We start from the raw sequence: 18,761 nt of genomic DNA, 5'->3' as shown, positions 1-18,761 counted from the left end.
TCTATACAGATTGTCGACCAGGGCGGGCGCAGAAGAATATTCACTCGCCCGCAGCGCGATGATGAACGAGTGAAGTACGCGATCCGGCACACCCACCGGCGGCTGGCGCCACTGCCGGACGGCTGGCTGACCATCAACGAGGCCAACGACCACCTCGTCCGGCTGAGCGAGTCCGGCGAAGCGGAGGTGGTCGCCGACTTCGTGTCCTGGGAGTACGCGACGGAGCCCGAGGACTTCGGGGGCCGGAGGCGGGGCTTCGGGTTGCACACCTCGGCGGACGGCCGGTTCGCGGCGGTGACTGACGACTACGGCTGGCACGGGTCGCTGGTGGACCTGGCGGCGGGGCACGAGGTGTTCGCGCTGCACCGGGACGAGGGCTGGGAGGTGTACACAGTGCCGTTCGGGGTGGCCTTCCTGCCGGGCGACGTGCTGGTCGCGCAGACCGACTGGAACCGGGTGGACGCCTTCGCGCTGCCCAGCGGCGAACTGCTGACCGAGCGCGAGGTCACCTCACACTGGCCGGCTGGCGGCCCCTGTCCGGAGACCAGCATCAGCTACTTCCACGGCGCGCTGCACGCCAGCCCTTCCGGGCGCTGGCTGCTCGCCGACGGCTGGTTCTGGCACCCGGCCCCCGCCCCCTCGCTCATCGACGTGACGGCCTGGCTGGGCGGGGACACCCACGTGCCCGAGCGGATGCCCTACCTGGACACCGATGACTACATGTGGGACATCCCGGTGGCCTGGCTGGACGACAACACGGTGGCGTTGCAGCGGATCCACCACGAGGCGGACCGGGCAGTGGTCACCCACCTCTACGACGCGCCCAGCCGCGAGCTGGTCGGCAGCCTGACCGGTCTGGACGGGCCGATGTGGGCGCACGCGGGCAAGCTGCACGTCAGCGCGGCGGCGGGGCTGGAGACCTGGGATCCGGGCACTGGACAACGGATCGGGCTGGTGGAGGGCATCCAGCCCACCGCGCACAACCCGGCGACCGGCTCCTTCGCCGAGTTGGCAGACGGGGTACTGCGCACATTTCACCCGGCGAGCGGTGTGGTCAGCACGCCCATCGCTCACTATGGTGCCTAGAGGGCCCGTGCGGCCCACCACCACAACACAACACGCGGGAGCTCGTACCGAAACGGGCTGAGAGGGCAGCTAGGTGTCGGCTTTTCGACCCTGGGGCTGTCGACCGCCTGAACCTGACCGGGTAATGCCGGCGTAGGGAGCTTTGCCATGACGGCACTTGCCGATCGGAACATCCGTCCGACCGTCACCACCGGCCCGATCCAGGGTTCGGCCAAGGTGTACGTCGAGGGGCCAGGTGGAGTCCAGGTGCCGTTCCGGCGCGTGGGGCTGACCAACGGCGAACACCTCGACGTGTACGACACCTCAGGGCCGTACACCGACACCGAGGCCACCATCGATGTCCACAGTGGACTGCCGAGGCTGCGCGCTGACTGGGTCGCCGCGCGCGAGCCGGTCAACGGCGCGGTGACCCAGCTCGCCTACGCCAAGGCGGGCATCATCACCCCGGAGATGCAGTACATCGCCGTGCGCGAGGGCGTCGATGTGGAACTGGTGCGCAGCGAGGTCGCCATCGGGCGGGCGGTCATCCCGCTCAACCGGTGCCACCCCGAGGCGGAGCCGATGATCATCGGGAAGAAGTTCCTGGTGAAGGTGAACGCGAACATCGGCAACTCGGCCGTGTCCTCCTCCATCGAGGACGAGGTCGAGAAGATGGTGTGGGCCACCCGCTGGGGCGCCGACACCGTGATGGACCTCTCCACCGGCAAGCGGATCCACGAGACCCGTGAGTGGATCATGCGCAACTCGCCGGTGCCGATCGGCACGGTGCCGATCTACCAGGCGCTGGAGAAGGTCAACGGCGATCCGGCCCAGCTGTCCTGGGAGGTCTACCGGGACACCGTGATCGAGCAGTGCGAGCAGGGCGTGGACTACATGACCGTGCACGCCGGCGTGCTGCTGCGGTACGTGCCGCTGACCGCCAAGCGGGTCACCGGCATCGTCTCCCGCGGCGGTTCGATCATGGCCGCCTGGTGCCTGGCGCACCACAAGGAAAGCTTCCTCTACACGCACTTCGAGGAGCTGTGCGAGATCCTGCGGGCCTACGACGTCACCTTCTCCCTCGGTGACGGCCTGCGGCCCGGCTCGATCGCCGACGCCAACGACGAGGCCCAGTTCGCCGAACTCAAGACCCTCGGCGAGCTGACCCACATCGCGCGGGCGCACGACGTGCAGGTGATGATCGAGGGCCCCGGCCACGTGCCGATGCACAAGATCAAGGAGAACGTGCGGCTGGAGGAGGAGCTGTGCGGTGAGGCGCCGTTCTACACCCTCGGCCCGCTGGCCACCGACATCGCGCCCGCCTACGACCACATCACCTCGGCCATCGGCGCGGCGCAGATCGCCTGGCACGGCACCGCGATGCTCTGCTACGTCACGCCCAAGGAGCACCTCGGCCTGCCCAACCGGGACGACGTGAAGGTCGGCGTGATCACCTACAAGATCGCCGCCCACTCCGCGGACCTGGCCAAGGGCCATCCGAGGGCGCAGGAACGCGATGACGCGCTGTCCCAGGCGCGCTTCGAGTTCCGCTGGGTGGACCAGTTCAACCTGTCGCTGGACCCGGACACCGCGCGGGCCTACCACGACGAGACACTGCCCGCCGAACCCGCCAAGACCGCGCACTTCTGCTCGATGTGCGGGCCGAAGTTCTGCTCAATGAAGATCACGCAGGACGTGCGCAAGTACGCTGAGGAGCACGGACTGTCCTCAGTGGAGGCGATCGAGGCGGGTATGCAGGAGAAGTCGCACGAGTTTTCCGAACAGGGCAACAAGGTCTACCTGCCAGTGGTGGACCGTTGACCCAGCACCACGCAGGAGCGCCGACCCCGCCCCGGACGCTGACCATCGCCGGTTCGGACTCCGGTGGCGGGGCCGGACTCCAGGCCGACCTCCGCACCTTCCTCGGGTGCGGAGTGCACGGCATGACCGCGATCACCGCGATCACCGTGCAGAACTCGCTCGGCGTGACCGGCATCGTGGAGATCGCGCCGGAGGTGGTGGCCGCCCAGATCGAGGCGGTGGCCACCGACATCGGCGTGCAGGCGGCCAAGACCGGCATGCTGGCCAACGCGGAGATCATCACCGCCATCGGCAAGGCCTGTGACCAGGTCGGCATCGGCCGGGACGGGCGCACGCCGTTCGTGGTCGACCCGGTGGCCGCGTCCATGCACGGCGACCCGCTGCTGCGGGACAACGCGCTGGAGGCGTTCAAGCGGGAGCTGTTCCCGAGGGCGACCCTGGTCACGCCGAACCTGGACGAGGTGCGGCTGCTCACCGGGCTGGATGTCAAGCACCGCACCGAGTTGCGCGACGCCGCGGTGGCCATGCACGCCTTCGGTCCACAGTGGACACTCATCAAGAGCGGTCACCTGAGCAGCGATCCGCAGTGCGTGGACCTGCTCTACGACGGCAAGACCTTCCTGGAGCTGCCCGGCCCGCGCTACGACACCGTGCACACCCACGGCGGCGGCGACACCCTGGCCTCGGCCATCACCTCGGCCCTGGCCAAGGGTTCGACCGTGGTGGAGGCGGTCCAGTTCGGCAAACGCTATGTGCGGGAAGCGGTCCGGCAGTCCTACCCACTGGGTGGCGGCGTCGGCCCGGTCTCCGGGCTGTGGCGGGTCAGGGACATCGACGAGGTGTAGCCACTGCGACGGGGGAGACGACGACCGCCGTCTTCCCCGTCAGTGCGCTGGTTCAGGATTCGCGCTGTGGGCTCGATGCGTGTGCCCAGAAGCGTTGTGGGATACGCCCGGCCAGCCTGGCCAGGCGGCCGCCTTCGACCGCGGCGCGCATGCCGGCGGCCATCAGCTCGGGGTGGGTGGCCCGGTTGACCGCGGTGGCCAGCAGGACCGCGGCGCAGCCCAGCTCCATGGCCAGTGCCGCGTCGGAGGCGGTGCCGATCCCGGCGTCCAGGATCACCGGCACACCCGCCCTGGACACGATCAGCTCGATGTTGTGCGGGTTGCGGATGCCCAGGCCGGTGCCGATCGGGGAGCCCAGCGGCATCACGGCCGCGCAGCCGATGTCCTCCAGTTTCCTGGCCAGCACCGGGTCGTCGTTGGTGTAGGGCAGCACGATGAAGCCGTCGGCCACCAGCTGCTCGCAGGCGTCCAGCAGCTCGATCGGGTCCGGCAGCAGGGTCTGGTCGTCGGCCACCACCTCCACCTTCACCCAGCGGGTCTCCAGGGCCTCCCTGGCCAGCCGCGCGGTGAGCACCGCCTCGGCCGCGCTCTTGCAGCCCGCCGTGTTCGGCAGCGGCTGGATGCCCAGGCGCCGCAACAGCTCCAGCACGCCGGTGCCGCCCTCGCTGTCCAGCCTGCGCATGGCCACCGTGGTCAGCTCCGTGCCGGAGGCCACCAGCGCCTGCTCCAGGATGGACAGGTTGTGCGCGCCGCCGGTGCCCATCACCAGCCGTGAGCCGAACTCGTGTTCGGCGATCACCAGATGGTCGTCCACTCAACCTCCCTGAACCGCAGTGAGCACTTCCACCACCGAGCCCTCGCGCAGCTCGGTCTCCGCCCAGCTCGCCCTCGGCACCACCGCGCCGTCAAGGGCGACCGCGATGCCCGTGCTGGGCGCGGCCAGCAGGGTCAGCACCTCGGCCACGGTGGCCTGCTCGCCGAGCTGGCGGTCCGTGCCGTTGACCCGTACCTTCATCTGCTCCTCCCGGGGTCGGCTGCCTGTGCTTCGGGGGTGATCTCCTTGCCCGCCACCAGGTCCAGCACCACCTCGGCGGTGACCGGGGCGAGCAGGATGCCGTTGCGGTGGTGCCCGGTAGCCACCAGCAGGCCGGGTTCCAGCCAGCCGAGCAGGGGCAGGTTGTCCACGCTGCCGGGCCGCAGCCCCGCCGCGCACTCGAGGAGCGCGTACTCGGCGATGGCCGGCACCAGCTCCTCGGCGTCGCGCAGCAGGTCGCGCACGCCCCCGGTGACCACCTCGGTGTCGAACCCGGCCTCGTACTGGGTGGCGCCCAGCACCAGCCCGTTGTCCGGCCGGGGCACCAGGTAGACCGGCTTGCCGCGGACCAGGCCGCGGATGGTGCGCGCGGGCGGCCGCAGCGCGCCGTGCCGGTGCCGCAGCCGCAGGATCTCGCCCTTCACCGGCCGGATCAGGCCGTCCAGCCGGGGGCACAGCCGCGCACTCCAGGCCCCGGCCGCGAGCACCGTGACATCACTGTCCACTGTGGACCCGTTGACCAGAAGGACCTTGCCAGGCAGGGTTTCCGCGACCTCGACCGCGATGAACTCCACCCCGGTGGCGGTGCACGCGGCGCGCAGCGCGGCCAGCAGCAGCCGGTTGTCCACGGACAGGTCCTCCGGCACGTCCAGTCCACTGCGGACCGAGGGCCCGAGCGAGGGCTCCAGCCGCCGCACCTCGCGCGCGGACAGCTGACGTACCTCTCGGCCCAGCGAGGTCAGGAACTCGGCCAGCCGGACCAGCTCGTCCCGGTCGGCCGCGTCCACCCCGACCGCCAGCGTGCCCGCGGTGTGCAGGCCGGGATCCCGGCCCGCCGCGGTGTGCAGCCGCGCGGCGAACTCCGGCCAGCGCCGCAGCGAGGCCGCGCCCAGCGTGAGCAGGTCCTCCTCCCCCGGCCAGGCCTCGGTGACCGGCGCGAGCATGCCGCCTGCCACCCAGGACGAGCCGGTGCCCGGCGCCGGATCGACCACCCGGACGGCGAACCCCGCCGTGGCCAGCTGCCAGGCGATGGACAGACCGATCACGCCGCCACCCACGACGACGACTGCCTTCGACACGAATCTCACGCTCCCTGCGCCGGCATGACCCGGATCAGGTTCGACGGTCGGAGCCAGCAGGCTCCCTCTCAGCCCAGTGCTACCGGGCTCCCGTGCGGACCGAATTCCACCGTAGCAGGCAGAACTGGGAGCGCATAGGCTCCGGTGTCGTGCCTGGACTTGACGGACAACAGATTCGCCAGCGGCTGCGTGCGGCGCGGCTGTACCTGTGCACCGACGGCCGCCGGGATCGCGGTGACCTGCCGGAGTTCCTCGACGCCGCCCTCTCCGGCGGCGTGGACATCGTGCAGCTGCGGGAGAAGGGCCTGGAGGCGGCCGAGGAACTGCGGCTGCTGGCGGTCTTCGCCGAGGCCTGCGCGCGGCACGACGTGCTGCTGGCGGTGAACGACCGGGCGGACATCGCGCTGGCCGCCGGGGCCGATGTGCTGCACCTGGGCCAGGACGACCTGCCGGTGCCGCTGGCCCGGCGGATCGTGGGCGAGGACGTGGTGATCGGCCGGTCCACCCATGACAACGAGCAGTCCGACGCCGCGGCGGCCGAGCCGGGCGTGGACTACTTCTGCACCGGCCCGTGCTGGCCGACCCCGACCAAACCCGGCCGTCCCGCGCCCGGTCTCGACCTGGTGCGGCACACCGCGGCGGCCGGGCACCAGCGGCCGTGGTTCGCCATCGGCGGCATCGACGAGCAGCGGCTGCCCGAGGTGCTCGAGGCCGGGGCGGACCGGATCGTGGTGGTCCGGGTGATCACCGAGGCTTCAGACCCGAAGGCGGCCGCGGCGCGGCTGAAGGAACGGCTCCACTGAGGCGGCCGTGGCGTTCCCGCGAGAGAGCGCGGGAATGCCACGGTCGCCTACCAACCCGGGTGCGGCGCGGTCGGGGGGCTGACAACACGCCGCACGCAGGGCAGCCTCAGCCGGTGGCCAGGGTCAGCCGGTAGGTGGCGAGCGCCTCGTCCACCGGCTGGTACCAGGACACCGACTCCTCGCCGCGCTTGGCCAGGCAGCTGTCGTTGCGGCCGTCGCCGTTGGCGTCGTAGAGCTTGGCGCCGCTGGTGATGCCCTGGGCCTGGTCGCCGGAGACGTTCGAGCCGCCGGAGTCGCCGGGCTCCACGCAGGCGTTGTGCTGCACCAGGCCGCGCACGGTGATGGTGGAGCCGTCGATCTGGCCGTACTTGACCGTGACGTCGCGGGCGGTGACCACGCCGCAGGTCCACTTGCTGGTGGAGCCGGACTTGCACAGGCTGGCCCCGACCGCGGCCCGGTCCGCGCCCTTGATCGTCACCGCGCCGCCGTCGTGCGTGCTGACCTGGGGCAGCAGCGTCCAGGCCGCCGGTTCCACGGTCACCTCGGCGAAGTCGTTCTGGTCCTTCCAGTTGACCCGGGAGAACTCGCCGATCTTGACGTTGCCCAGGCCGTTGACCAGGCTGCCGCCGTCCGCGCAGTGCCCGGCGGTGAGCAGCCGGGGCTGGCCGTCCGCGGTGTGCGCGGTGAACCCGGCCGAGCAGCGGCCACCGGCCGCGCCGCTCATGTAGATCGCGCCGCCACCGGCCAGGTCACCGGTGGTCGCGGGCGCGGCGGCGCTCTCCACGACCTGCACGGCCTGGGTGCCCGCGGCGAACCGCTCGGCCGCGGCCCGGCCGCCGGGGAGGACGGTGACCACGACCCGGTTGCCCGGCTCGTCCACGTGGAAGCTGGTGACCTCGGGCGGGGCCTGCCGGGCGTCCAGTTCGGCCTTGGCCGCGGTCAGGGCCGAGGCGGTGTGGCGCAGCAGACGCGGGGTGGCGCCGGTGGCGCGCACGGTCTCGGCCTCGGCGGGTTCGGTCACGCCGACCACGGCCGATCCGGTGGCCGGGTCGAACCAGGAACCGGCGAAGCTGACGAGACGGGCCCGGAGGTCGCCGGCGATGCGCTCGGCGCGGCGTTCCTGGCTCAGCCTGGTCGCGGCCTGCGCCACGCTGAGGCCAAGATCGCGGGCCAGTGCCGTGACGAGGCTGGAAGCGTGGGCCAGGGGCGCGGCGCCGCCGGCAGCGCGGGCCGGGGCCGCGGTGGGTCCAGCGCTGGCGGCTGCCGTGGCGGGCGCGCCGACCGCGAGACCGGCCAGCACCGTCACCGCCAGCAGGCCAGTGACCGAACGTCGCTTCATCCGAGCGCCTTCCCTCTATCGGGCCACCTTGTTAGACCAGACGGGGGAAAGCTAGCGACGGTTTGTGACTTTGCCAAGGGGTCGAACGAACTGGGTTCGAAGAATTGACAGTGAAAGGCGCCCGCGGGGCAGGGATCCCGCGGACGCCTTTCGGCGGGTGCTGGCGGACCGGCTTGCAGGGCGCCGGCCCGCCGCACCCTTACGGTCAGCTTGTGACGAGCCGGAGCCCGTACGCGCTGAGGATCTCGTTCACCGGCTGGAAGAACGTGGTGCCGCCGGAGGAGCAGTTGCCGGAGCCGCCGGAGGTCACACCCTGGGCCTGGGTGCCGGACAGCCACGAGCCGCCGGAGTCACCGGGCTCGGCGCAGGCGTTGGTGCGGGTCATGCCGGTCACCGCGCCCTGCGGGTAGCGCACCGTCTGGTTCTTGGCCTGGACGGTGCCGCAGCGCCAGCCGGTGGTCGAGCCGGAGCGGCAGATGGACGCGCCGACCGCGGACTCGGTGGAACCGGCCACCCGGACGGTGGTGGAGCCGCTGTAGCGGTTCACCACGCCCCGAGGGGTCCAGTTCGAGTTGGTCGCGACCCAGCCGAAGTCGCCGTTGCCGGGGAAGGTCGAGCCGCGGAAGGTGCCCTGGGCGACCCGGTTGAAGCCCTGGGTCGCGGTGCCGGTCCGGCCGCAGTGCCCGGCGGTGACGAAGCCGCCCTGCACCGAGAAGCCGATCGAGCAGCGGCCGCCGCCCATGTAGTAGGCGTCGCCACCGCGCACGTCGTAGAGCGGGACCGGCGCCTCGTCGGTCTCCACGACCTTGATCGCGGCGGCCTCCGGCAGCGCGGCCAGCTGCGCGCGGGCCTCCTTCGCCGCGCCCGGCTGCACGTTGACCACCACGTTGTTGCTCTTGACGTCGACGTACCAGCCGGTCACGCCCTTGGGCAGGCTCGACTCGGCCGCGTCCAGCGCGCCCTTCACCCCGTCCAGGGCAGCCGCGGTGCGCGACACGACCTTGGCGGTGGCGCCCGCGGCCTCGACCGCGGCGGCCTTGGCCGCGTCGGTCACGCTGACCACGAGCTTGGCGCTGCCCTCGTCGAAGTGCGCGCCGGCGAAGGCGCCGCCGAGGGCGTCCCGCACGGACTTCTCGACCTCGGTGGCCTTGAGCTCACTGGCCACCCGGTCGGCCGCCTGCTCGGCGGTCAGCCCGAGGTCGCGCTGCATGGCCTGCAGCATTTCTGGGGAAGCGAAGCTGTCCGCCGCGGCGGGCAGGCCGCCCGCGACAACCGCACCGGTGGCCAGCAGCGCGACGCCTGCGGCGCGTGCTGCGACTGCGATCTTCATCCGTAGCCCTCTCGTGTTGGTGAGACACCGGGCCGTCGATGGCAGGGGGAATGCAGGGGTCGACGGCCCTTTTCGGGGTATGGCTCAACGAAGTGGAGGCCACCGGCGAGACGCCATCGGTTGCGAGACCGGAAACGAGAGGTCCATCAGCCCGTCCTCTCCGCCAGTGACCATTAGTGACGCAGCGTCATCGCTTCATCACTTTTGGGGGACGTTAAAGACACAGACCTACCCCGGGCATCCGCCGAAAGGAGGAACACGTGTCAGCAGTGGTCCATCCGTGGGCGTGTCGTGTCACATCGCGACCTCGGTCGTGGGCAGCTTGCACTAACGCCGCTAGGCCGTTCCGCCCAATGTGATCAAGGGCCGGTCGGCGAGTTCCGCTCCGCGGGCGTGCCCGTGGGCGGCGGCGTGCTGCTCGGCGGGCGAGCCGCGCTGCTCGGCTGGTTCGAGGTCGTGGTGGTGGGCGGAGAGCTGGACGTGGTGCTCGGTGGCTGGCTGGACGTGCTGGTCGGCGGGGCGTGCTGGCTGGTGCTGGTCGGGGCTTCCGGCGTCGTGCTCTCCGTAGTGGAGACGGAGCTGGACGGCGTTGGGTTGCCCGGCTTGGTGGTCGGTTTCCGGTCACCCGGGCCGAACAGCTCGCCGACCGTGGTCCGCCCGCCGCCCGCCTTGCCGGACAGCGGCGCTCCAGTGGCCAGCTCGATCAGCAGCACACCGCCCATGCCGATGGCGAAGATCAGCGCGGTCACCGCCGCGACCAGCTGCCAGCGCCGGTACCAGGGCCGCCGCCCGGACTCCGGCGCGGCCTCCCGCTCAGGCTCCGGGGTCTTGGACTGTGGGGTCCCGGACTGCTCGGCCTCGGGCTGCTGGGCCTTGGACTCCTTGGTCTCGGCCGCCTCAGCCGCGGCCGCGCTCTCCTCGGTCCGGCCCTCCCGGTCCGCCTTCTCCGCGGCCCGTGCCGCCAGCGCGGCGGCGGCCAGCGCGGTCGGCGCGGCCGCGGTGCGCAGGGCCTTGGCCGCGGCCCGGCTGCGTTCCAGCGAGTGCTGGTAGAGCGCGGTGCCCACGGTGCCCACCACACTGGCCACCGCGGCCCCGATGATCGTGCCGGCCACCCCCAGCTGCGCGCCCAGCGCCGCCGCGGTCACCGCCGCCAGCGCGCCTGCGATCACCTGGGTGAAACTGACATCCGGACGGTTCCGCTTGTCCTCGCCGCTCATCTTTCCCTTGCGAATAGCTCTTCCCGGTTACTCCCTTACAACGAAGACGACGGCGCGGACACTCCATTGGTTGGCCAGGAGTGAGCACTGACACAGTGTCCTCAATGGACAGTGCACAGTAGACTCACGCGTTTTGTGACGCGGTGTTGGCGTGCGTTGGCGGAGCGTCCACCCCGCAGCTGAGGCAGTCCGCCGGCTTTTCCTGCCCCAGCACCCGGTTGTCCACGCCGAAGGCGAACAAACCACCGGCCGCGCACAACGCCGCGCACACGGTCAGCGCGATGTGCCAGCCCGCGGTCAGCGCCACCGGGTTCGCGTACTCCGCGCCGTGCAGACCGGCCAGCGCGGGCAGCACCGCGACCGCGAGCAGGCCGCCGGTGCGGGCCACCGCGTTGTTCACCCCGGAGGCCGCGCCCGCGTGCTTCTCCGGCGCCGCGGCCAGCACGGTCGCGGTCACCGGGGCCACCGCCAGGGCCAGCCCGGCACCGAAGACCAGCACGCCGGGCAGCACGCCGAACAGGTAGCTCGCGCCGGGCACCACCAGGTTGAGCAGCAGGATGCCCGCCGCGATCAGCAGCGGGCCGAGCACCAGCTGGAGCCGCGGCCCGAAGCGCTGGGCCAGCCGGCCGGAGCGGGCGGAGAACACCAGCATGATCAGCGAGATGGGCAGCCCGGCCAGTCCGGCCGCGGTCGGCGAGTAGTGCAGGGAGACCTGGAGCTGGAGGACCAGCAGCATCATCACCCCGCCCAGGGCCGCGTAGACCAGGAAGGTCAGGCCGTTGGAGAGCACAAACGTCCGGTTGGCGAACAGCTGCGGCGGGACCAGCGGGTGCCTGCCGCGCACCTGCATCAGCACGAAGACGGTCATCGCGGCCGCCCCGAGCACCAGGCAGCCCAGCACCAGCGGGTCGCCGATCCCCCTCGGCGGCCCCTCCACCAGGGCCGCGGTCAGCCCGGCCAGGCCGAGCGCGCCCACCGCGGAGCCGAGGAAGTCCACCCGTTCGTGGTCGCCGGAGGCGGTCTCCGGCACGTGCTTGAGGGCCAGCCAGACGCAGACCGCGGCCAGCGGCAGGTTGATCAGGAAGGCCAGCCGCCAGGACCCCGCCTGCACCAGCAGCCCGCCCACCAGCGGCCCGAGCACCGCGGCCAGGCCGGAGAGCCCGGACCAGGCGCCGATCGCGCGGGCCCGCAGCTCACGGGGGAAGCTGGCCTGCAAGATCGCCAGCGAACCGGGGGTGAGCAGCGCTCCCCCGACCCCCTGCAAGACCCTGGCCAGCACCAACAGCTCGGTGGTCGGCGCGAGGCCGCACAGCAGCGAGGCCAGCCCGAACCAGACCACCCCGATCAGGAACACCCGGCGGCGGCCGTAACGGTCGCCCAGCGCGCCCGCGATGAGGATCAGCGCGGCCAGCGTGAGCAGGTAGCCGTCCAGGATCCACTGCAAGCCGCTGACCGAGGCGGTGAACTCGTGCCCGATCGCGGGCAGGGCCACGTTGACGATGGTGCCGTCCAGCATCGCCATCCCCGAACCGAGGATGGTGGTGGCCAGGATGGCCCGCGCCTGGCCGCTGTTCCACTCCATGCCCGGCATTGTGCGCTCGCGGTGGCCCTTGGACGCACAATGCCGGGGATGGATCAACCAGGAGGGTTCAACCGGGCGACGAACTTGTACCGGTCGCCCCGGTAGATCGAACGCACCCACTCCACCGGCTTGCCGTCGGTGTCGAAGGAGTGCCGGGACAGCAGCAGCATCGGCAGGCCGATGTCGGCGCCGAGCAGCTCCGCCTCCTCCGGGGTGGCCAGCGCGGTCTCGATGGTCTCGTCCGCGTGCCCCATCTCCACGCCGAAGCGCTCGCGCAGCACCTGGTACAGCGATCCACCTGCGCCGATGTAGCGGCGCAGGCCACGGAAGCGGCCCAGCGCGAGGTGGGTCAGCTCGATGGCCATCGGCTCGCCATCAGCCAGCCGGAGCCGCCGCAGCCGGAGCACCTTGGCCCCCGGCCGGACCCCGAGCAACCTCGCCAGCTCCGCCTCGGCGGGCTGTTCGCTGGCCTCCAGCAGCCTGGAGGCCGGCTGGCGGCCCTGGGCCCGCATGTCCTCGGTGTAGGAGCTCAGCTGCAACCGCTGAGCCACCTTCGGCGCGGCCGCGAAGGTGCCTTTGCCCTGCACCCTGAGCAGCCTGCCCTCCACGGTCAGCTCGGCAAGCGCTTGCCGAACCGTGGTCCGGGACACGTCGAAGTCCGCGGCCAGCGAGCGCTCGGTCGGGATCGGCGAGCCCGGCGGGAGCGAGCGCAGCAGATCGAGCAGATGTCGCTTCAGTCCCCAGTACTTCGGCTCCCGCTGGGTGCGCGGGTTCACGCCCGCCTCAGCCGACGTCACGTCCAGCATGTCCTCCTCCTCGGCATTGGCGCCCCCATACCTTTCTAGTGGTTCAGCATGCCGGTAGGTCGGACAACGGCGCCGCCCAGCCCTCGGAACGTCTTTACAACGTCTTCGCAACTGTCTTGACAGGACATGTGGTCCGGACCACTCTCAGCGCATTGGTCTACACCACTTCAGCGCGCCCGGCCAGCGTGACACGGTCTGACCGGGCTGAAGAAGGGCGGCAACGGTGAAGCGCTGGACAAAGGTAGCCGTGAGTGCTGTGGCAGCAGCACTGACGGTCTCCGGTTGTGCGGGCTCGGGCTCAGGCTCGGGCCAGGGAAGCAGCAAGGAACTCGTCGTGTGGCTGATGAGCGGCTCCGCGCCGACGACGCTGACCGACGAGATGCACAAGGAGTTCGAGGCGGCCCACCCGGGCGTCAAGGTCAAGTACGAGATCCAGCAGTGGACTGGCATCCAGGACAAGCTGAACACCGCGCTGGCCGGCACCAACCCGCCGGACGTGCTCGAGATCGGCAACACCCAGTCCCCGAAGTTCGCTGAGCAGAAGGTGCTCACCGACCTGACCGCGGACGCGGCCGGCCTGGGCGGGGCGAACTGGAGCGAGGGCCTGAAGGCCTCCGGCACCTGGGACGGCAAGCAGTTCGCGGTGCCGTTCTACGCGGCCAACCGGCTGGTGCTCTACCGCAAGGACCTGTTCGAGAAGGCAGGCATCACCCCGCCTTCCTCGCAGGCCGAGTGGCTGACCGCGATCGAGAAGCTCAAGGCCGCGCACAAGGACGACCCCGAGTTCCAGCCGCTCTACCTGGCCGGCCAGAACTGGTACACCCTGCTGTCCTTCATCTGGGGCGAGGGCGGTGACGTGGCCAAGCAGGAGGGCACCAAGTTCACCGCCACGCTGAACACCCCCGAGGCCAAGGCCGGGCTGGAGTTCTACAAGAAGCTGGTGGAGGTCTCCGGCACCAAGGCGCCCAAGGACGCCGACGAGGAGAAGCCCCCGCAGGCAGGCGTGTACGGCAAGGGCAAGGTCGGCATGATCGTCGGCCTGCCGTGGGAGGTCGCCACCGCGGCCAAGGAGAACCCCGAGATGACCAAGCTGACCAGTGGGTTCCCCATTCCCGGCAAGGCCCCCGGCAGCACCACGCCGGTGTTCCAGGGCGGGTCCAACCTGGCCATCCCGGCCGGCAGCAAGAACGCCGACCTGGCCAAGGACTACCTGAAGCTGCTCGCCACGGAGAAGTACCAGCAGCAGCTGGTCAAGGCCGGCATGATCCCCGGCTCGACCAAGGACACCAGCGCGCTCAACAGCGACCCGGTCTCGGCCGCGATGGCCAAGGCCGCGGTCAACGGCAAGGCGGTCCCGGCCAGCCCGAACTGGGGCTCGGTGGAGGCGGGGGCGAACCCGATCAAGACCATGATGACCGCGTACCTGACCGGGGCGAAGACCCTGGACCAGGCCACCGCGGACGCGAACACGGCGATCCAGCAGGCGCTCGCGGGCAAGTAGCGCGATGACCGCGACAGTGGACACCACGGTGCCGGCGGGGGCGACCCCGCCGGCACCGTCTGCGGATGGACCCGGTCGGCGTGCGCGCCGGCGCTCACTCGGCGACACCCTGTTGCCCTACCTGCTGATCGCGCCCGCGATCATCGCGCTGCTGGTCCTGCTGGGCTGGCCGGCGATCCAGGTCATCCTGATCAGCTTCCGCAAGCTCGACCTGGGCGAGCTGGTGCGCGGCGAGGTGGTCTGGAACGGCTTCGACAACTACGCGGAGGTCCTCGGCGACCCCGAGTTCTGGCTGATCACCCTGCGCACGGTGGCCTTCACCACGGCCTGCGTGGTGGGCACCGTCGGGGTCGGCCTGCTGATCGCGCTGCTGATGCGCCAGATCGGGCCGGTGGTCCGGCTGGTGCTGCAGATCAGCCTGGTGCTGGCCTGGGCGATGCCCATCCTGGCCGCCACCACGGTGTTCCAGTGGATCTTCGACCAGAACTTCGGCATCCTGAACAAGACCCTGGTGCTGATCGGCTTCGACTCCTTCCAGGGCTTCTCCTGGTTCTCCTCCGGGGCCTCCACGCTGACCGTGATCGCGCTGCTGATCATCTGGCAGGGGGTGCCGTTCATCGCCTTCACCCTGTACGCGGGGCTGCTGTCCATCCCCGGCGACCTGTACGAGGCGGCCGGCATCGACGGCGCCTCGGGCTGGCAGGGCTTCCGCGCGGTCACCTGGCCCGCGCTGGCGCCGATGGTCGGCCTGGCCACCTTCCAGTCGATCCTGTGGGACTTCAAGGTGTTCACCCAGGTCTGGGCGATCCGGCAGGGCGGCCCGGACGGGGAGAGCACCACGCTGTCGGTGCTGCAGTACATCAAGGGCATCTCCGGCAGCCACTTCGGTGTGGCCGCCGCGGTCGCGGTGCTGATGATCCTGGTGCTGACCGTGCTGGTCGGGCAGTACATGCGACTGCTCATCCGGCGTCAGGAGGGTGCGCTGTGAGGACCAAGAACCGTGCGCAGCGGACCCTGCTGACCGGGGTCGCGCTGCTGCTGGCCGGGCTGTTCTTCTTCCCGACCTACTGGATGATCAACTCGTCCCTGCGGCCGACGAACTCGAACCTGACCACCGACTACGACCTGTTCCCGACCTCGGTCACCTTCGACAACTTCGTCACCGCGGTGACCAGGCCGGGCTTCACCAACTTCCTCACCAACAGCCTGATCGTGGCCGTCGGCGCCATGCTGTGCGCGGTGGCCGCGGGCATCCTGGCCGCGATCCCGTTGTGCCGCCTGCGTTTCCGCGGCCGCAAGGGTTTTGTGCTGCTGGTGCTGATCGCGCAGCTGGCGCCGCTGGAGGCGCTGCTGATCCCGATGTACCTGCTGATGCGCGATGTCGGCCTGCTCAACATGCTGCCCGCGCTGCTGCTGGTCAACGTGGCCACCACGCTGCCGTTCACCATCTGGACGCTGCGTGGCTTCGTCAACGGCATCCCGGTGGACCTGGAGGAGGCGGCCATGGTGGACGGCTGCTCCCGCTGGGGCGCCTTCCGCCGGGTCACCCTGCCGCTGCTGGGACCGGCGCTGGTGAGCACCTCGGTGTTCTCCTTCATCACCGCCTGGAACGAGTTCCTCTTCGCCCTGGTGCTGATGCGGGACCAGAGCAACCAGACGCTGCCGGTGTGGCTGTCCACGTTCAGCACCGTCTTCGGCACCGACTGGGGCGGCACCATGGCCGCCTCGGTGGTCTTCGCGCTGCCCGTGCTCATCTACTTCCTGATCGTCCAGCGCAACCTGGTGGCCGGGAACACCGCCGGCGCCGTGAAGGGATAGTCCACAGTGGATGGTCTGCGACGCTTGGCCGACGCCGTGCTGCTGCCGGGGTTCGCCGGGACGAGCGCGCCGGACTGGGTGCGCCGCCGGGTCGCTGACGGCCTCGGCGGCGTGCTGCTGTTCGGCCGCAACGTGGTGGACGACGAGCAGGTGGCCGCGCTGAGCGCGTCCCTTCGGGCCGAGCGGCCCGAAGTGGTGGTGGCCATCGACGAGGAGAGCGGCGACGTGACCCGGCTGGACGCCGCGCGCGGCTCCGCGCTGCCGGGTCCGCACGCGCTGGGTGCGATCGGCGACCTCGAGCTGACCAGGGAGGTCGGCGCGGCGCTCGGGGCCAGGCTGGCCGCCTGCGGGGTGACCCTGGACCTGGCGCCCTGCGCGGACCTGACCCTGGCCGCGGCGGACCCGATCATCGGCGTGCGCGCCTTCGGCCGCGAGCCGCACGCGGCCGCGGCCCAGGTGGCCGCGTTCATCGCGGGCATCCAGCAGTCCGGGGTGGCCGCCTGCGCCAAGCACTTCCCCGGCCACGGCGCCTCCACCGCGGACTCGCACCGCGAGCTGCCGGTGCTGGACCGGACCGAGGAGCAGTTGCGCACGGTCGAGCTGGTGCCGTTCCGGGCCGCGATCGCCGCCGGGGTGCGCTCGGTGATGACCGGCCACCTGGTGATCCCGGCCTGGGGCGAGTCGCCTGCCACGCTGAACCGGCACGCGGTGACCGAGGTGCTGCGCGGCGAGCTGGGCTTCACCGGCGCGGTGGTCACTGACGCGCTGGAGATGAACGCGGTCTCCGGCACCGCCGGGATCAGCGACGGCGCGGTGCAGGCGCTGCTGGCCGGCGCGGACCTGCTGTGCGTGGGCGGCGAGCTGGCCGACGCCGAGGTGGTGGACCGGCTGGCCGAGGCGATCGTGGCGGCTGTCCACAGTGGACGGTTGAGCGAGGAGCTGCTGGCCGGGGCCGCGGCGCGGGCGGCGTCACTGGGTGGCCCGGTCACCGGCGGTCCGGTGCCGGATGGCGACCTCGGGCTGCGGGCCGCGCGGCGGGCGGTCGAGGTGCGCGGGGAGCTGAAGCTGGCCGGGCCGCCGCTGGTGGTGGACCTGGAGGTGGACCCGAGCATCGCGGTCGGCGCGGTGCCCTGGGGCCTGGGCCCGCACCTGAGCGAGCTGCTGCCGGGCACCCGGGTGCTGCGGCCAGGCCCGGATGGCCGGGACGAAATCCTCGGTTCAGCGCACGGTTCCCCGGTGGTGGTTGTCACCAGGGACGCGCACCGGCACGCTGAAGTGCGGCGACTTGTCGTCGAACTTGCTAGCATTGGTCTAGACCTAGTGCACGTCGAGACGGGGGTGCCTGGTCCGGACCTGGGCAGCGTCGCCCGTATCGACACCCACGGCAGCGCGTACGTGTGCCTGCGCGCCGCCGCCGAGCTGCTCGCCGCGAACACGGCGAGGGAGGACAGGCGATGACGTCGACAGAGACCGTGCCCGGCGCGCACATGGCCGCCGAGATCGCGGCCCAGCCCGAGGTGTTCCGGGGCCTGCTGGCCCGGCGGGCGGAGATCGCCGCGGTGGCCGCGCAGATCGCCGAGCGCCGCCCGCGGTTCGTGCTCTTCGCCGCCCGCGGTTCCAGCGACCACGGCGCGCTCTACGCCAAGTACCTGACCGAGGTCCTGCTCCAGCTGCCCGCCGGCCTGGTGTCCCCGTCCACCACCACGCTCTACGGCGCCCAGCCGGACCTGACCGACGTGCTGTGGGTCTCGGTCAGCCAGAGCGGCGGCTCCCCCGACCTGGTCGAGGCCACCGAGGCCGCGCGCAGGCGGGGCGCGCTCACCGTGGCCGTCACCAACACCCCGGACTCCCCGCTGAACCAGGTCACCGAGCTCTCGGTGGACATCGGCGCGGGCAAGGAGCTCGCGGTGGCCGCCACCAAGACCTACAGCGCCACCCTGCTGGCCCTGTACCTGCTCATCGACGCCGTCCGCGGCGGCACCGCCGAACACGCGGCCAACCTGGGCGACCTGGCCGACTCGGCGCTCGCCCTGGCCGAACCCGCGGTCGCCGAGGCCGTCCAGCGCTACCGCTTCGCCAACCGCGTGGTCACCACCGGCCGCGGCTACTCCTCGGCCACCGCCGCCGAGGCCGCCCTCAAACTCGCCGAGACCAGCTACCTGTCCGCACGGGCCTACAGCGGCGCCGACCTGCTGCACGGCCCGGTCGCCGCGGTCGACAGCGAGACCGCGGTGCTGGCCATCACCAGCGCGGGCCAGGGCGGCGCGGCCATGCGCGAGGTGCTGGAGGTCGTGCAGGGCCGGGGCGCGGACATCCTCGCGGTCGGCTCGGCGGCCGATGTGGTCGCGGCGGCTTACCGGATCGGGGTGCCGGCCACCGCGGAGGAGCTGGCCCCGGTGCTGGAGATCCTGCCGGTGCAGCGGCTCGCGCTGGGCCTGGCGCTGGCGCGGGGCGGGGACCCGGACAACCCGCGCGGGCTGAACAAGGTCACGAAGACCCGCTGAACACCCGAGAACGCGGCG

17 protein-coding genes and 2 riboswitches are annotated in these 18,761 nt (G+C 71.4%); of the genes, 9 read left to right on the top strand and 8 right to left on the bottom strand.

The features are described from left to right. Positions 1 to 69: 69 nt before the first annotated feature. From M8C13_RS25415 to thiD, 3 genes are all read left to right on the top strand, one after another. Positions 70 to 1,086 (top strand): hypothetical protein, encoded by a 1,017-nt coding sequence (locus tag M8C13_RS25415; protein ID WP_252483193.1) that lies wholly within the window; start codon positions 70 to 72, stop codon positions 1,084 to 1,086. Between the two features lie 24 nt (positions 1,087 to 1,110). After that, a riboswitch (TPP riboswitch) is annotated at positions 1,111 to 1,242 on the top strand. Then, on the top strand, positions 1,234 to 2,886 hold the full coding sequence (thiC, locus tag M8C13_RS25410) for a phosphomethylpyrimidine synthase ThiC (RefSeq protein WP_252483192.1): 1,653 nt from the start codon (positions 1,234 to 1,236) through the stop codon (positions 2,884 to 2,886). It overlaps the preceding riboswitch by 9 nt. Beyond that, positions 2,883 to 3,731: a bifunctional hydroxymethylpyrimidine kinase/phosphomethylpyrimidine kinase gene (gene thiD / locus M8C13_RS25405; protein ID WP_252483191.1), complete on the top strand. Its 849-nt coding sequence runs from the start codon at positions 2,883 to 2,885 to the stop codon at positions 3,729 to 3,731. Before thiC ends, thiD begins: the two co-directional genes overlap by 4 nt. 52 nt (positions 3,732 to 3,783) lie before the next feature. On the opposite strand, the gene M8C13_RS25400 is transcribed toward thiD, so the two are convergent. From M8C13_RS25400 to thiO, 3 genes are all read right to left on the bottom strand, one after another. Beyond that, on the bottom strand, positions 3,784 to 4,545 hold the full coding sequence (locus tag M8C13_RS25400) for a thiazole synthase (protein WP_308202861.1): 762 nt from the start codon (positions 4,543 to 4,545) through the stop codon (positions 3,784 to 3,786). Further along, complete coding sequence (gene thiS / locus M8C13_RS25395; protein WP_252483190.1) at positions 4,546 to 4,746, bottom strand: sulfur carrier protein ThiS; 201 nt, start codon at positions 4,744 to 4,746, stop codon at positions 4,546 to 4,548. Next, a complete protein-coding gene (thiO, locus tag M8C13_RS25390) occupies positions 4,743 to 5,843 on the bottom strand; it encodes a glycine oxidase ThiO (protein WP_252483189.1) in 1,101 nt (366 codons plus the stop codon). The genes thiS and thiO overlap by 4 nt, the downstream gene beginning before the upstream one ends. Next, positions 5,838 to 5,947: riboswitch (TPP riboswitch) on the bottom strand. (Overlaps the previous gene by 6 nt.) 45 nt (positions 5,948 to 5,992) lie before the next feature. Between thiO and thiE the strand changes: the two genes are divergently transcribed. Continuing rightward, positions 5,993 to 6,646 (top strand): thiamine phosphate synthase, encoded by a 654-nt coding sequence (gene thiE, locus M8C13_RS25385; protein ID WP_252483188.1) that lies wholly within the window; start codon positions 5,993 to 5,995, stop codon positions 6,644 to 6,646. 106 nt (positions 6,647 to 6,752) lie between these two features. On the opposite strand, the gene M8C13_RS25380 is transcribed toward thiE, so the two are convergent. From M8C13_RS25380 to M8C13_RS25360, 5 genes are all read right to left on the bottom strand, one after another. Further along, positions 6,753 to 7,985 carry a S1 family peptidase gene (locus tag M8C13_RS25380; protein ID WP_252483187.1) on the bottom strand — a complete coding sequence of 411 codons (1,233 nt, stop codon included), beginning with the start codon at positions 7,983 to 7,985 and terminating at the stop codon, positions 6,753 to 6,755. A gap of 205 nt (positions 7,986 to 8,190) precedes the next feature. Continuing rightward, entirely contained in the window at positions 8,191 to 9,315 is a 1,125-nt protein-coding gene (locus M8C13_RS25375; RefSeq protein ID WP_252483186.1) for a S1 family peptidase, read from the bottom strand. Between the two features lie 359 nt (positions 9,316 to 9,674). Then, positions 9,675 to 10,532 (bottom strand): hypothetical protein, encoded by an 858-nt coding sequence (locus M8C13_RS25370; protein WP_252483185.1) that lies wholly within the window; start codon positions 10,530 to 10,532, stop codon positions 9,675 to 9,677. Between the two features lie 124 nt (positions 10,533 to 10,656). Continuing rightward, positions 10,657 to 12,114, bottom strand: coding sequence for an MFS transporter (locus tag M8C13_RS25365; protein ID WP_252483184.1), 1,458 nt, complete (start codon positions 12,112 to 12,114; stop codon positions 10,657 to 10,659). Between the two features lie 53 nt (positions 12,115 to 12,167). Then, on the bottom strand, positions 12,168 to 12,920 hold the full coding sequence (locus M8C13_RS25360; RefSeq protein ID WP_252483183.1) for a GntR family transcriptional regulator: 753 nt from the start codon (positions 12,918 to 12,920) through the stop codon (positions 12,168 to 12,170). A 223-nt stretch (positions 12,921 to 13,143) separates the two neighbouring features. Here M8C13_RS25360 and M8C13_RS25355 point away from each other — a divergent pair, with 223 nt between their 5' ends. Genes M8C13_RS25355 through M8C13_RS25335 form a run of 5 tightly spaced genes read left to right on the top strand, consistent with a single transcriptional unit; the run spans position 13,144 to position 18,743 of the window. Then, the gene (locus tag M8C13_RS25355; protein ID WP_252483182.1) at positions 13,144 to 14,421 is read left to right on the top strand and encodes an extracellular solute-binding protein; all 1,278 of its coding nucleotides are present in this window, start codon (positions 13,144 to 13,146) and stop codon (positions 14,419 to 14,421) included. Between the two features lie 4 nt (positions 14,422 to 14,425). After that, the gene (locus tag M8C13_RS25350) at positions 14,426 to 15,409 is read left to right on the top strand and encodes a carbohydrate ABC transporter permease (RefSeq protein WP_252483181.1); all 984 of its coding nucleotides are present in this window, start codon (positions 14,426 to 14,428) and stop codon (positions 15,407 to 15,409) included. Beyond that, positions 15,406 to 16,239, top strand: a complete 834-nt coding sequence (locus M8C13_RS25345; RefSeq protein ID WP_252483180.1) for a carbohydrate ABC transporter permease — start codon at positions 15,406 to 15,408, stop codon at positions 16,237 to 16,239. The genes M8C13_RS25350 and M8C13_RS25345 overlap by 4 nt, the downstream gene beginning before the upstream one ends. A 6-nt stretch (positions 16,240 to 16,245) precedes the next feature. Beyond that, complete coding sequence (locus tag M8C13_RS25340) at positions 16,246 to 17,697, top strand: glycoside hydrolase family 3 N-terminal domain-containing protein (protein WP_252483179.1); 1,452 nt, start codon at positions 16,246 to 16,248, stop codon at positions 17,695 to 17,697. Beyond that, the gene (locus M8C13_RS25335) at positions 17,694 to 18,743 is read left to right on the top strand and encodes an SIS domain-containing protein (protein ID WP_252483178.1); all 1,050 of its coding nucleotides are present in this window, start codon (positions 17,694 to 17,696) and stop codon (positions 18,741 to 18,743) included. Before M8C13_RS25340 ends, M8C13_RS25335 begins: the two co-directional genes overlap by 4 nt. The last annotated feature ends 18 nt before the right edge of the window (positions 18,744 to 18,761 follow it).

This window comes from Crossiella sp. SN42, from assembly GCF_023897065.1.
Lineage (GTDB): Bacteria > Actinomycetota > Actinomycetes > Mycobacteriales > Pseudonocardiaceae > Crossiella.
The sequence above is the reverse complement of the archived record's forward strand: the minus strand, read 5'-3'. Positions and strand labels throughout refer to the sequence as shown.